Here is a 13,449-nt window from a genome sequence, read left to right as displayed (position 1 = left end):
GAACCTGCCGGAGTGAATGAACAGCAAGCTAGCAAGGGATCATGACAATCCCGGGGCACGCCCCTTCGGACTGAAAGTCAGGCCCCCGGCACAAAATGCTTCTGCGCCGTACCGCGCGCAATCAGGCGGGAGATGTAGTCGAGCTTCTGCGCATCCTGGTCGATAAAGCGGAAGGTCAGTTGCAGCCAGTCACTGTCCGGCTTGGGTTCGAAGGCGACGATGGCGTGCAGGTAGCCGTTGAGACGCGCCACCTCGGCGTTGTCGCCCTGTTCCAGGTCGAGCACGGCACTTTCCAGTACCTGAGGCAGGACCTCACCGCGACGCACCACCAGCAGCGCCTCCTTGATGCTCAGCGCCTTGATCACGCATTGCTGGGTGCCGCTGGACAGGCGCAACTGGCCCTGGCCACGGCCGCCAGTGGGTGCAGCGCCTGGCGCTTGGACCGGCGGGGCGTTGTTAAGCAGGCCTTTGCTTGGCGCAGACGCAGCCGCCGCAACGGGGGCTGCACGTACGGCTTCAGGCTTGCCACCGGTCAGGGCACTCAGGGAATCATTGCCGAAGGCCGAGTTCATCTTGGTCGGCGCGCTGGCGACCAGGGCGTCGAGGCGACCGACCTTGTGCAGGGCTTGCTTGACCTTGTTCAGCAGTTGCTCGTTGGTGAACGGTTTGCTGACGTAACCGGAAACCCCGGCCTGGATCGCCTGGACCACGTTCTCTTTGTCGCCACGGCTGGTCACCATCACAAACGGCATGGCCTTGAGGTGCGGTTGCTCACGGCACCAGGTCAACAGCTCCAGGCCGGACATCTCCGGCATTTCCCAGTCGCACAGCACCAGGTCGAAGCTCTCGCGCATCAGGATGGTCTGGGCCTTCTTGCCGTTTACCGCATCTTCAAGCTTGATCCCGGGGAAGTAGTTGCGCAGGCACTTCTTCACCAGGTCGCGGATAAACGAGGCGTCATCCACCACCAATACACTGACTTTACTCATCGACCCTTCATCCTATAAAAACTTCGGCACGCAAAACGCCTGACTAATGGCATTTTGCCAAAACTCTGTAGTCACGTTCGGACTTTCTTTTACCCGATTCGCAAAAAATTCAGGCGCCACAAACGAAAACGCCCGACCAGAGGCCGGGCGTTAATTTCTCGGGCAACCTTACTTATCGTCAGGTTCGCCCGGAACATTAGGGATTTGATCGGCTGAACCCTCAACTTCGGCCTTCATGCGCTTGAGACCCATGTGCCGTACGTCGGTACCGCGCACCAGATAGATCACCAGTTCCGAGATATTGCGCGCGTGATCACCGATCCGCTCCAGGGAGCGCAACACCCAGATGATGCTCAAGACCCGCGAGATAGAGCGCGGGTCTTCCATCATGTAGGTGGCCAGCTCACGCAGGGCGGTCTTGTATTCTCGGTCGATGACCTTGTCGTACTGCGCTACCGACAATGCCAGCTCGGCGTCAAAGCGCGCAAAGGCATCCAGGGCATCCCGTACCATGTTGCGCACCTGGTCGCCGATATGACGCACTTCGACATAACCGCGCGGCGCTTCACCCTCTTCGCACAGCTGGATGGCACGGCGGGCAATCTTGGTGGCTTCGTCGCCGATCCGCTCGAGGTCGATCACCGACTTGGAAATGCTGATGATCAGGCGCAGGTCGGATGCTGCCGGCTGGCGACGGGCGAGAATGCGCAGGCATTCTTCGTCGATGTTGCGTTCCATCTGGTTGATCTGGTCGTCGATCTCGCGCACTTGCTGGGCCAGGCCCGAGTCGGCCTCGATCAGCGCAGTAACGGCATCGTTGACTTGCTTCTCCACCAGCCCGCCCATCGCCAGGAGGTGGCTGCGCACCTCCTCGAGCTCGGCGTTGAACTGCGCGGAGATGTGGTGGGTAAGGCCTTCTTTGCTAATCATGTTGGCGTCCTTGGAGCGTCCGGTAAGGTGCGGAGAACCGCAGCGTCAGTGCAATCAGAACCACAGCTTCCTAGCCGTAGCGACCGGTGATGTAGTCTTCGGTCTGCTTCTTCGCCGGATTGGTGAACAGGGTGTCGGTATCGCCGAACTCCACCAGCTTGCCCATGTACATGAACGCGGTGTAGTCGGAAACCCGCGCCGCCTGTTGCATGTTGTGGGTCACGATAACGATGGTGAACTTGGACTTGAGCTCGTAGATCAGTTCTTCGACTTTCAGCGTCGAGATCGGGTCGAGTGCCGAGCACGGTTCGTCGAGCAGCAGCACTTCCGGCTCCACGGCGATGGTGCGCGCGATCACCAGACGTTGCTGCTGGCCGCCGGACAGGCCGAGTGCCGATTCGTGCAGGCGGTCCTTGACCTCGTCCCACAGCGCCGCGCCTTTAAGGGCCCACTCAACGGCTTCGTCGAGGATGCGCTTCTTGTTGATGCCCTGGATGCGCAGGCCGTAGACCACGTTTTCGTAGATGGTCTTGGGGAACGGGTTAGGCTTCTGGAACACCATGCCCACACGGCGACGCAGTTCGGCCACGTCTTCGCCCTTGCGGTAGATGTTGGTGCCGTAGAGGTTGATGGCCCCGTCCACGCGGCAACCGTCCACCAGGTCGTTCATGCGGTTGAAGGTACGCAGCAGCGTGGACTTGCCGCAGCCCGACGGGCCGATAAAGGCGGTCACGCGCTGCTTGGGGATGTTCATGCTGACGTCGAACAGTGCCTGCTTGTCACCGTAATACAGGCTCAGGCCCGGTACTTCGATGGCCACGGTTTCCTGGGCCAGGCTCAGGCTCTGTTTGTCGCGACCCAGGGCAGACATGTTGATGCCGTGGGAATGGGTGTCGTGTTGCATGGTCTCACTCCGTTCGTAGCTGCACGCTTTTAGCTGCAAGCTGCAAGATTTGAGCAAAAGCGGCTTGTAGCTTGCCGCTTGTGGCGAATAGCTTTAGCTGTCCAGCGCCTTGTACTTCTCGCGCAGGTGGTTACGAATCCACACCGCCGACAGGTTGAGCGTGGCGATCACCAGCACCAGCAGCAAGGCGGTGGCGTACACCAGCGGCCGTGCGGCCTCAACGTTAGGGCTCTGAAAGCCGACGTCATAGATATGGAAGCCCAGGTGCATGATCTTCTGGTCCAGGTGCAGGTACGGGTAGTTGCCGTCCAGCGGCAGCGACGGGGCGAGTTTCACCACGCCGACCAGCATCAGCGGCGCCACTTCACCGGCGGCGCGGGCCACGGCGAGGATCATGCCGGTCATCATCGCCGGGCTGGCCATCGGCAGCACGATCTTCCACAGCGTTTCCGCCTTGGTCGCGCCCAGCGCCAGGGAGCCTTCACGCACCGTACGCGGAATCCGTGCCAGGCCTTCTTCGGTGGCCACGATCACCACCGGTACCGCCAGCAGCGCCAGGGTCAGCGAGGCCCAGAGCAGGCCCGGTGTACCGAAGGTCGGTGCCGGCAGCGCTTCGGCGAAGAACAGACGGTCGACCGAGCCACCCAATACATACACGAAGAAACCCAGGCCGAACACGCCGTAGACGATGGCCGGTACACCCGCCAGGTTGTTCACGGCGATGCGGATGATGCGCGTCAGGGTGTTCTGCTTGGCGTATTCACGCAGGTACACCGCCGCCAGCACGCCGAACGGGGTCACGATCATCGCCATGATCAGGGTCATCATCACGGTGCCGAAGATCGCCGGGAAGATCCCGCCTTCGGTGTTGGCCTCCCGCGGGTCATCACTGAGGAATTCCCACACCTTGCTGACGTAGAAACCGATCTTGGTCACGGTCCCCATGGCGTTCGGCTGGTAGGCGTGCACCACCTTGCCGATGCCGATTTCAATTTCCTTGCCGTTGCCATCGCGAGCGGTCAAGGCGTCACGGTTGAACTGGGCGTGCAGGTCGGCCAGGCGCGCTTCGATGTCCTGGTAGCGAGCGTTCAGCTCGGCGCGGTCGGCCTCCATGTCGGCCTGGGCGGCCGCGTCGAGCTTGCCTTCCAGCTCCAGTTTGCGGCCATGCAGGCGGATGCGCTCAAGGCCGGCGTTGATCGCGCCGATGTCGGACTTCTCCAGGGTCTTGAGCTGGGCCGCCAGCTTGTTCACGCGGTCCACGCGGGCTTGCAGCTCCGGCCACGCGGCCTCGCCTTCAGCGATGACCTTGCCATCCTGCTTGACGTTGACCAGGGTGCCGTAGAAGTTGCCCCACTCACGACGTTCGATGGTCATCAGGTTCTTCGGCGTGCTCTGGTCCTTCAACCATTCGCCGACGATCCAGGTGAAGTCGTTGCCGTTCAGGTCGCGGTTGCCGACCTTGATCAGCTCGCGGGTCATGAACTCCGGGCCCGCATCGGGCACCGGCAGGCCCGCGCTTTTCAGGCGCTCGCGCGGCACTTCTTCTTTCTGCACCACTTCGCCGATGACGATATGGTTTTCCTGGCCCGGCACGTTGTAGTTGGCCTGGATCAGGTCGGCCGGCCAGAAGTGGCCCAGGCCACGCACGGCAATCACGGCCAGCAAACCAATGGTCATGATGACCGCGATGGACACCGCGCCACCGCTGATCCAGACGCCCGGAGCGCCGCTCTTGAACCATCCATTCAGGGAGTTCTGTTTCACAGACTTCTACCTTTCTTAAAGCGACGAGTATTTCTTGCGCAGACGCTGACGAATCAGCTCGGCGAGGGTGTTCATGATGAAGGTGAACAGCAGCAGCACCAGCGCCGAGAGGAACAACACGCGGTAGTGACTGCCGCCGACTTCCGACTCGGGCATTTCCACCGCGACGTTGGCCGCCAGGGTGCGCAGGCCTTCGAACAGGTTCATCTCCATCACCGGCGTGTTACCGGTGGCCATCAGCACGATCATGGTCTCGCCCACGGCGCGGCCCATGCCGATCATCAGCGCCGAGAAGATGCCCGGGCTGGCGGTCAGGATCACTACGCGGGTCATGGTCTGCCACGGCGTGGCGCCCAGGGCCAGGGAACCCAGGGTCAGGCCGCGCGGTACGCTGAACACGGCGTCTTCGGCGATGGAGTAGATGTTCGGGATCACCGCAAAGCCCATGGCCAGGCCGACCACCAGGGCGTTGCGCTGGTCGTAGGTAATGCCCAGGTCGTGGGAGATCCACATGCGCATGTCGCCGCCGAAGAACCAGGTTTCCAGGTACGGGCTCATGTACAGCGAGAGCCAGCCCACGAACAGGATCACCGGGATCAGGATTGCGCTTTCCCAACCGTCGGGAACCCGCAGGCGAATCGACTCGGGCAGGCGACTGAAGACAAACCCGGCCACCAGGATGCCAATCGGCAACAGCATCAGCAGGCTGAAGATCCCCGGCAGATGCCCTTCGACATACGGCGCCAGGAACAGGCCGGCGAAGAAGCCGAGGATCACCGTCGGCATGGCTTCCATCAGTTCGATCACCGGCTTGACCTTGCGGCGCAGGCTCGGGGCCATGAAGTAAGCGGTGTAGATCGCCGCGGCAACGGCCAGTGGCGCCGCCAGCAGCATGGCGTAGAACGCCGCCTTCAGGGTACCGAAGGTCAATGGCGCCAGGCTCATCTTGGGTTCGAAGTCGGTGTTGGCGGCGGTCGATTGCCAGACGTACTTAGGTTCGTCGTAGTTTTCGTACCAGACCTTGCTCCACAACGCGCTCCAGGACACTTCCGGGTGCGGGTTGTCCAGCAGCAGCGGCTGCAGCTTGCCGCCGGCTTCGACGATCACGCGGTTGGCGCGCGGCGACATACCAAACACGCCCTGGCCGTCGACCACCGGATCCACCAGCAGGGTGCGGTGGGCGGTGCTGTGGAACACGCCGAACTTGCCGGAAGCGTCGAGGGCGGTAAAGCCTTTGCGCCGCTCTTCGGCGGTGATTTCCACGATGGGCGCGGTGCCCATCTGGAAGGTACGGATCTGCTTGAAGCGCTGCTCGCCATCCGGGTCACGGGCCATGAACCACTGGGCCAGGCCGCCTTTGGAGTTACCGACGATCAGCGAGATGCCGCCCACCAACTGGGTGCTGGCGGTGACTTCGGCAGTGCCATCTTCCAGTAATTTGTAGCGACCGTTGAGGCTCTTGTCGCGCAGGCTGAACACATCCGCCAGGGCGCGGCCGTTGATCACGTACAGCCATTGCTGGCGCGGATCGATGAAGATCGCCTTCACCGGCTCGGTCATTTGCGGCAGCTCGACACGCTTCTGCTCGCTGGTGACTTCACCGGTCATCATGTTTTCTTCGCGGCTCAGGGTCAGCACGTTCAAGTGCGAACCGGCCGAGCCTGCCACCACCAGCGACGAATCGGTGGCGTTGAGGGCGACATGCTCCAACGGGCGGCCGGCATCGTCGAGCACGATCGGCGTTTCACCGTAGGGGTATTCAATCGCAGGCGTGATGGTCTTCTTGCCGTCCGGGTACGACACCTTATAGGTGTGACGGAACACCAGGGACTGGCCATTGGACAAACCGAGGATCACCAGCGGGCTGCCCGGCTGGTCTTCACCGATGGAAGCCACGCTCACGCCGGGCGCAAGCGGCAGGTCGACACGCTTGAGTTCGGCACCGCTCGTGACGTCAAAGAACAGCGCCTGGCCCTTGTCGGAAACCCGCATGGCGACCTGGTTCTGCTCTTCCAGGGAGATCAACAACGGCTTGCCGGCGTCCTGCATCCAGGCGGGCGTCAGTGCGTCTTCCTTGGTCAGCGAGGCGCCTTGGAACAGTGGCGCGACCACGTAGGCGAGGAAAAAGAAAATCAGGGTGATCGCACCCAGAACGGCGAGGCCGCCCACCAGCACATACCAACGGGTCAGGCGATCCTTGAGCGCGCGAATACGGCGCTTGCGTTGCAGCTCAGGCGTATTGAAATCAATGCGCTTGGGGGGAGAAGTTGTCGTCATGGTGGAATTGGCCAGATCATTCATGCGCACACCCTAGCGATCCTGTATGACAGAAAGATGACAGTGCAGTGACGCAACAAATCCGCCGCGAAGCAGGGCTGGCAGCGGACTAGAAAATTCGGATGCGGGGCCGGTATTCCGGCCCCGCAGAGGCAATCAGTTGCCTTCTTTCAGACCCAGGTCAGCCAGGGCCTTGGCGGCAACCTTGGCTGGCAGTGGGATGTAGCCGTCCTTGACGACAACTTCCTGGCCCTGTTTGGACAGAACCAGTTTCACGAACTCGGCTTCCAGCGGGGCCAGAGGCTTGTTCGGGGCTTTGTTGACGTAAACGTAGAGGAAACGCGACAGCGGGTATTTGCCGTTCAGGGCGTTTTCTTCGCTGTCTTCGATGAAGTCAGTGCTGCCTTTCTTGGCCAGGGCCACGGTCTTCACACTGGCGGTCTTGTAGCCGATGCCCGAGTAACCGATGCCGTTCAGCGAAGAGCTGATCGACTGCACGACCGAAGCCGAGCCGGGTTGTTCGTTCACGTTAGGCTTGTAGTCGCCTTTGCACAGGGCTTCTTCCTTGAAGTAGCCGTAGGTGCCGGATACCGAGTTACGGCCGAACAGTTGCACTGGCTTGTTGGCCAGGTCGCCGGTCACACCCAGGTCACCCCAGGTTTTCACATCGGCTTTGCCACCGCACAGGCGAGTCGAGGAGAAGATCGCGTCGACTTGTTCCATGGTCAGGTGCTGGATCGGGTTGTCCTTGTGCACGAACACGGCCAGGGCATCCACGGCAACCGGGATAGCGGTTGGCTTGTAGCCGTACTTCTGCTCGAAGGCCGCCAGTTCGGTGTCCTTCATCTTGCGGCTCATCGGGCCCAGGTTGGAGGTGCCTTCAGTCAGCGCAGGTGGCGCGGTGGCGGAGCCGGCAGCTTGAATCTGGATGTTGACGTTCGGGTATTCCTTTTTGTAACCCTCGGCCCACAGGGTCATCAGGTTGGCCAGGGTATCGGAACCGACGCTGGACAAGTTGCCCGACACACCAGTGGTCTTGACGTAAGCCGGGATTGCCGGATCAACACCTGCGGCCACCGCGTTGGCGGTCGCAACGCCAGCAGCGACAAAAGTCATTGCCGCCATCAAACGTTTCAGTTTCATGCCTTGCTCCTAGCAGATAGGGATAGTTGGATCGGGGCCAAGTATCGAGAGGCCGTGTGAACACTCTATGTCTGAAATATGACAATTGGATGAAAGGCCAGCATTGGAGATCACACAACAAAAGGAGAGAAGGTCGGGACGTACGAGGAGGTTAGAGCGACTAAGCGACTTCTTGGAAACAAGCTGTAATTGTTATAAAACGCAAGGCATGTGGCGAGGGAGCTTGCTCCCTCGCCACATGGTTACCGGTAAAAGCGCTAAACGGGGTTACCGCCCGCGCTTCCACAGATACCCACCCACCACCATCCCCATCACACACAGGACAGCCACGTAGTAAGCCGGGCCCATCGGGCTTTCCTTCATCAGCAGCGACACCGCCAGCGGCGTCAGCCCGCCGAACACGGCGTAGGCCACGTTGTAGGAAAACGACAGGCCACTGAAGCGCACCACGGGCGGGAAGGCTTTCACCATCACGTAAGGCACCACGCCAATGGTGCCGACGAACAGGCCGGTCAAGGCGTACAGCGGGAACAGCCAGTCCGGGTGGGTCATGAGGCTGTGGTACAGCGTCCAGGAGGTCGCCAGCAGCAATGCGCAACCGCTTACCAGTACACGCCCGGCACCAAAACGGTCAGCCAGGGCGCCGGAGGCAATGCAGCCAAGGCTCAAAGTCACGATGGCCAGGCTATTGGCTTGCAGCGCAACAGTCGGGCTGAAGTGGTAGATGGTCTGCAACACGGTCGGGGTCATCAGGATGACCACCACGACGCCGGCCGACAACAGCCAGGTCAGCAGCATCGACAATACGATGGCACCACGGTGGTCGCGCAGCACGGCACGCAATGGCAGCTCGGCGGCCAGGGTCTTGCGTTGCTGCATCTCGGCGAAGATCGGCGTTTCATGCAGCCAGCGGCGCAGGTACACCGACAGCAGGCCGAACACGCCACCGAGCAGGAAAGGAATGCGCCAGGCGTAATCCGAGACCTGCTCCGGGCTGTAAATAGTGTTGATGGCAGTGGCCACCAGCGAACCCAGCAGGATACCGGCGGTCAGGCCGCTGGTCAGGGTGCCGCAGGCGTAACCAATGTGGCGCGGCGGTACGTGTTCGGACACGAACACCCAGGCGCCCGGGACCTCACCGCCAATCGCTGCGCCCTGGATGATGCGCATCAACAGCAACAGGACCGGCGCCCACAGGCCGATCTGCGCGTAGGTCGGCAGCAGGCCCATGATCAGGGTCGGCACCGCCATCATGAAGATGCTCAGGGTGAACATCTTCTTGCGGCCCAGCAGGTCACCGAAGTGCGCCATGATGATGCCGCCCAGCGGGCGTGCCAGGTAACCGGCGGCGAAGATGCCGAAGGTCTGCATCATGCGCAGCCATTCGGGCATATCGACAGGGAAGAACAGTTTTCCGACCACGGTGGCGAAAAACACGAAAATGATGAAGTCATAAAACTCCAGCGCCCCGCCCAAGGCAGACAGCGACAGGGTTTTGTAGTCGTTGCGGGTCAGCGGGCGCGACGGTTGCGCACTGCTTGCGGGCACGGAGGACATGGCAAGGCTTCTCTTATAGTAGTCAGCTTGATAAGGACGGCACGCCCGGGACTGGCGGCGGGTCTGGCAAGATAGCAAATCGCTTGTAAAAGCACAGCGCCAGGAGAACAGTTGCGCGCAAAAGCCGCGATACAGCGGCTATTTACCGACCAAATGAGCGTCGGGAGGTCGTCGTGGCGCCAGGGTCTCGATATACTCGGCCCTTGCAAGCGCAAGAACCCCAGGCTTGAGGGGCTGCTGCGCCAAAACGCCGTTGGGTGCCATCCAGCCGATTTGGCAGAGTTTCCCTTTAGCACGCCTTACGAGAAACGTATCGAACGGAGTATGTTTGTGCTGAAACGTTTTTCTAACAGTCGGCTATCCACCTTGCTCCACCTATAAAAGCGTCACGGGTCAGAGGCCCCCCGGCATGATCGAACTCGAACAAGAAGATCCTATCCCGCAAGGCGATCTCGCCCTGCAAATCACCGCGCTCCCGCGTGAAACCAACGGTTTTGGCGATATTTTCGGCGGCTGGCTGGTCGCGCAGATGGACCTCGCCGGTACCGCCATGGCCAGCAAGGTCGCGGGCGGGCGTGTGGCCACCGTGGCCATTGACCGCATGGCGTTCCTGGTGCCGGTGGCAGTGGGCGCGCAATTGTCCTTCTATACCCAGGCCCTGGAAATCGGCCGCAGCTCGATCCAGATGATGGTCGAAGTGTGGAGCGACGACCCGCTGTCCAGCGAATGGCGCAAGGTCACCGAGGCGGTGTTTGTGTTCGTCGCTATCGATGGCAGCGGCCGCACACGCTCGGTGCCATCGCGCGCGCGTTAAACCTCGCGGGGTTTTGACGGTCAATTGCCCCATTGCCTGCCATTGAGAGTGCCTGTTATGCCTACGCCCCACGTTGAGACCGTGAAAGTCGACGAACTGGACTGCTGGCGCATCCGCCATAACGGCGCCGAACTGATGATCGCCCAGCAGGGCGCGCATATCTTCAGTTACGGCCGCGAAGGCGAGCAGCCGCTGATCTGGCCGAACCCTGAGGCGGTGTTCAAGAAGGGCAAGGGCATTCGTACCGGCGTCCCGGTGTGCTGGCCCTGGTTTGGGGTGTTCGACCGCAACCCGCCCAGCGTAAAGGCGATGCGCCAAAGTGATCAGCCTGCGGGCGCTCACGGTTTCGTGCGTACCGCGACCTGGGCATTGGCCGGGACCACCCTTGAAGGTGAAGCGCTGCGGGTGGACCTGCAACTACCGGTTCCTGCAGGCGGCTTCCCCGGCTGGCCCCATCAGGTCGACCTGAGCCTGAGCCTGCTGCTGGACAACCAACTGCACATCCGCCTGACCAGCCACAACCGTGGCAACGACACTGTCACGCTCAGCCAGGCGCTGCACACCTATTTCGCCGTGAGCGACGTACGCAACGTGCAGGTCGAAGGCCTGGACGGCTCGGTATACATCGATACCGCCGATGGCTGGAGCGAGAAAACCCAGTCCGGCCTGCTGCACTTCACTGCCGAGACCGACCGCATCTACCTCGATACGCCCCCGTCGCTGAGCATCCTCGATCAGGACTGGCAGCGTCGCATCCAGCTCACCAGCCAAGGCTCGAAATCCACCGTGATCTGGAACCCCTGGACCGAACGCGCCAAAGCCTTCGACGACATGGCCGATGATGGCTGGCAGGGCATGCTGTGCATCGAGACGGCGAATGTGCTGGATGATGTGGTGAGCCTGGCCCCAGGTGAAAGCCACACGCTGGGCGTGAGCATCACCGCTATCGCCCTGTAAACCCAATCGAAAATGTGGGAGGGGCACACCGCCCCCCACATTGGGTTCAGCGTAAGCTTATAGATCGGATTCCTTTACGACCCGCACCTTGCCCGCATCCAGCGCATAGGCGGCGTCGGCCAAATCGTTATTCACCGTCTCCACCTTCAACGTGCCGGTCACCCACAGCGGCGTGTAGATATCATCCAGCTTCAAACCCTTGGGATAACGCACCAGCACCAACTGGTTAGGCGGCGGTGGCGGCACGTGGATGCAGGCGCCCGGGTATGGCACCAGGAAGAACAGGGTGCTGCGGCCTTTGGCGTCGGTTTCCAACGGCACCGGGTAGCCGCCGATGCGGATGTTCCTGCCGTTCATGGCAGCCACGGTCTTGGTCGAATACATCACCGCCGGCAAGCCTTTGCTCTGCTTCAGGCCACCTTTGTCGGTGAACGTGCCTTGGGCTTCGGGGGAGTTGTGGTCGATCTCGGGCATGGCCTCGAGGGCCTTCTGGTCCGACAGCGGCATCAGGTCGAGCCAGTCGGTTTCCGGCAATTCACCGGCGTGGGCCAGGCCAGAGCCCAGCAGAAGGAGAGTCAACAGGAGACGGCGCATGGAGAGGCTCGGCAAGTACAAGTGGCGAGCATTCTAGCCCTCTGCGCCTGCGCAGCGCAGAGGACTTTGTCGGCTGATTACTTCTTTTTGATCAGGCCGTAGAGCACCAGCAGCACAATGGCGCCGACCAGTGCGCCGATAAAGCCTGCGCCTTGACCCGCCTGGTAGATACCCAGTGCCTGGCCACCGTAGGTCGCGGCCAGGGAACCGGCGATACCCAGCAGGATGGTCATGATCCAGCCCATGCTGTCGTCGCCGGGCTTGAGGAAACGCGCCAACAGGCCGACGATCAAGCCGATAAAGATGGTTCCGATGATACCCATGGCATTTCCCTCTGAATGAAGTGAGCTATGCCAAAGCCTAGACAGGCTTTGGCATCCTGCAATCAGAGGACGGCGATAACCAATGGTTCCCGCCGATCCCCGGGTTATTGCTCGGCGATCAGCGCTTCGACCTTGAGGATCTGCGCTTGCAGCGTTGCGCGGTCCTTGCAGCGCAGGTTGGCGTGGCCGACCTTGCGCCCGGCCTTGAAGGCCTTGCCGTAGTGATGCAGGTGGCAGTCTTGGATGGCGATCACGCGCTCCACCGGCGGTACCACGCCGATAAAGTTGAGCATCGCGCTCTCACCGACCTTGGCCGTGGAGCCCAATGGCAAGCCCGCGACAGCGCGCAGGTGGTTTTCGAACTGGCTGCACTCGGCGCCTTCGGTGGTCCAGTGCCCGGAGTTATGCACACGCGGGGCGATTTCGTTGGCCTTGAGGCCGCCGTCGACTTCAAAGAACTCGAACGCCATCACACCGACGTAATCCAGCTGCTTGAGCACGCGGCTGGAATAGTCTTCGGCCAGGGCCTGCAACGGGTGATCGGTGCTGGCCACGGACAGCTTGAGGATGCCGCTGTCGTGGGTGTTGTGCACCAACGGGTAGAAGCGGGTCTCACCATCCCGGGCACGCACGGCGATCAACGAGACTTCGCCGGTGAACGGCACGAAGCCTTCCAGCAGGCAGGCCACGCTGCCCAGTTCGGCGAAGGTGCCGACCACATCGGCGGCGGTGCGCAGGACTTTCTGGCCCTTGCCGTCGTAGCCCAGGGTGCGGGTTTTGAGCACGGCTGGCAGGCCAATGCTGGCGACGGCGGCGTCCAGGTCCGCCTGGGACTGGATATCGGCGAAGGCTGGGGTCGGAATGCCGAGGTCCTTGAACATGCTCTTCTCGAACCAGCGGTCACGGGCAATGCGCAAGGCTTCGGCGCTCGGGTACACCGGTACGAACTGCGACAGGAAGGCCACGGTTTCGGCCGGGACGCTTTCAAACTCGAACGTCACCAGGTCGACTTCGTCGGCCAGTTGGCGCAGGTGGTCCGGGTCGCTGTAGTCAGCGCGCAGGTGTTCACCCAAGGCTGCCGCACACGCGTCCGGCGCAGGATCCAGGAAAGCGAAGTTCATCCCCAGCGGGGTGCCCGCCAAGGCCAGCATACGGCCCAGTTGGCCGCCACCGATTACACCGATTTTCATCGTCAAC

The 13,449-nt window shown here is 61.6% G+C and carries 12 protein-coding genes; 2 read left to right on the top strand and 10 right to left on the bottom strand.

From position 1 onward, the window contains the following. Window positions 1-77: 77 nt before the first annotated feature. The 7 genes from Q8X51_RS09305 to Q8X51_RS09275 all read right to left on the bottom strand — a co-directional run bounded on the left by Q8X51_RS09305 (window position 78) and on the right by Q8X51_RS09275 (window position 9,564). Window positions 78-989 carry a response regulator gene (locus Q8X51_RS09305; protein WP_027608249.1) on the bottom strand — a complete coding sequence of 304 codons (912 nt, stop codon included), beginning with the start codon at window positions 987-989 and terminating at the stop codon, window positions 78-80. A 168-nt stretch (window positions 990-1,157) separates the two neighbouring features. Then, on the bottom strand, window positions 1,158-1,919 hold the full coding sequence (gene phoU / locus Q8X51_RS09300) for a phosphate signaling complex protein PhoU (protein WP_027608248.1): 762 nt from the start codon (window positions 1,917-1,919) through the stop codon (window positions 1,158-1,160). 70 nt (window positions 1,920-1,989) lie between these two features. Further along, the gene (pstB, locus tag Q8X51_RS09295) at window positions 1,990-2,823 is read right to left on the bottom strand and encodes a phosphate ABC transporter ATP-binding protein PstB (protein ID WP_027608247.1); all 834 of its coding nucleotides are present in this window, start codon (window positions 2,821-2,823) and stop codon (window positions 1,990-1,992) included. A gap of 93 nt (window positions 2,824-2,916) precedes the next feature. After that, the gene (gene pstA / locus Q8X51_RS09290; RefSeq protein ID WP_027608246.1) at window positions 2,917-4,587 is read right to left on the bottom strand and encodes a phosphate ABC transporter permease PstA; all 1,671 of its coding nucleotides are present in this window, start codon (window positions 4,585-4,587) and stop codon (window positions 2,917-2,919) included. A gap of 15 nt (window positions 4,588-4,602) precedes the next feature. Continuing rightward, complete coding sequence (locus Q8X51_RS09285; protein ID WP_174562752.1) at window positions 4,603-6,636, bottom strand: ABC transporter permease subunit; 2,034 nt, start codon at window positions 6,634-6,636, stop codon at window positions 4,603-4,605. A gap of 384 nt (window positions 6,637-7,020) precedes the next feature. After that, complete coding sequence (locus Q8X51_RS09280; protein WP_016978637.1) at window positions 7,021-8,007, bottom strand: phosphate ABC transporter substrate-binding protein PstS; 987 nt, start codon at window positions 8,005-8,007, stop codon at window positions 7,021-7,023. A gap of 267 nt (window positions 8,008-8,274) precedes the next feature. Continuing rightward, on the bottom strand, window positions 8,275-9,564 hold the full coding sequence (locus Q8X51_RS09275) for an MFS transporter (RefSeq protein WP_027608244.1): 1,290 nt from the start codon (window positions 9,562-9,564) through the stop codon (window positions 8,275-8,277). A 409-nt stretch (window positions 9,565-9,973) separates the two neighbouring features. Here Q8X51_RS09275 and Q8X51_RS09270 point away from each other — a divergent pair, with 409 nt between their 5' ends. Then, window positions 9,974-10,378 (top strand): acyl-CoA thioesterase, encoded by a 405-nt coding sequence (locus Q8X51_RS09270; protein ID WP_003176975.1) that lies wholly within the window; start codon window positions 9,974-9,976, stop codon window positions 10,376-10,378. A gap of 57 nt (window positions 10,379-10,435) precedes the next feature. After that, window positions 10,436-11,335, top strand: coding sequence for a D-hexose-6-phosphate mutarotase (locus tag Q8X51_RS09265; protein WP_065926750.1), 900 nt, complete (start codon window positions 10,436-10,438; stop codon window positions 11,333-11,335). A gap of 57 nt (window positions 11,336-11,392) precedes the next feature. On the opposite strand, the gene Q8X51_RS09260 is transcribed toward Q8X51_RS09265, so the two are convergent. From Q8X51_RS09260 to Q8X51_RS09250, 3 genes are all read right to left on the bottom strand, one after another. Then, window positions 11,393-11,929 (bottom strand): DUF3299 domain-containing protein, encoded by a 537-nt coding sequence (locus Q8X51_RS09260; protein WP_027608241.1) that lies wholly within the window; start codon window positions 11,927-11,929, stop codon window positions 11,393-11,395. Between the two features lie 77 nt (window positions 11,930-12,006). Further along, window positions 12,007-12,252 (bottom strand): GlsB/YeaQ/YmgE family stress response membrane protein, encoded by a 246-nt coding sequence (locus Q8X51_RS09255; protein ID WP_065926751.1) that lies wholly within the window; start codon window positions 12,250-12,252, stop codon window positions 12,007-12,009. A 104-nt stretch (window positions 12,253-12,356) separates the two neighbouring features. Beyond that, window positions 12,357-13,442, bottom strand: coding sequence for a 5-(carboxyamino)imidazole ribonucleotide synthase (locus Q8X51_RS09250; RefSeq protein WP_065926752.1), 1,086 nt, complete (start codon window positions 13,440-13,442; stop codon window positions 12,357-12,359). Window positions 13,443-13,449 lie beyond the last annotated feature (7 nt).

It is taken from the genome of Pseudomonas sp. Yb2C2, assembly GCF_052112325.1.
Taxonomy (GTDB): Bacteria; Pseudomonadota; Gammaproteobacteria; order Pseudomonadales; family Pseudomonadaceae; genus Aquipseudomonas; species Aquipseudomonas marginalis.
This window is presented reverse-complemented; position numbering and strand designations above follow the sequence as displayed.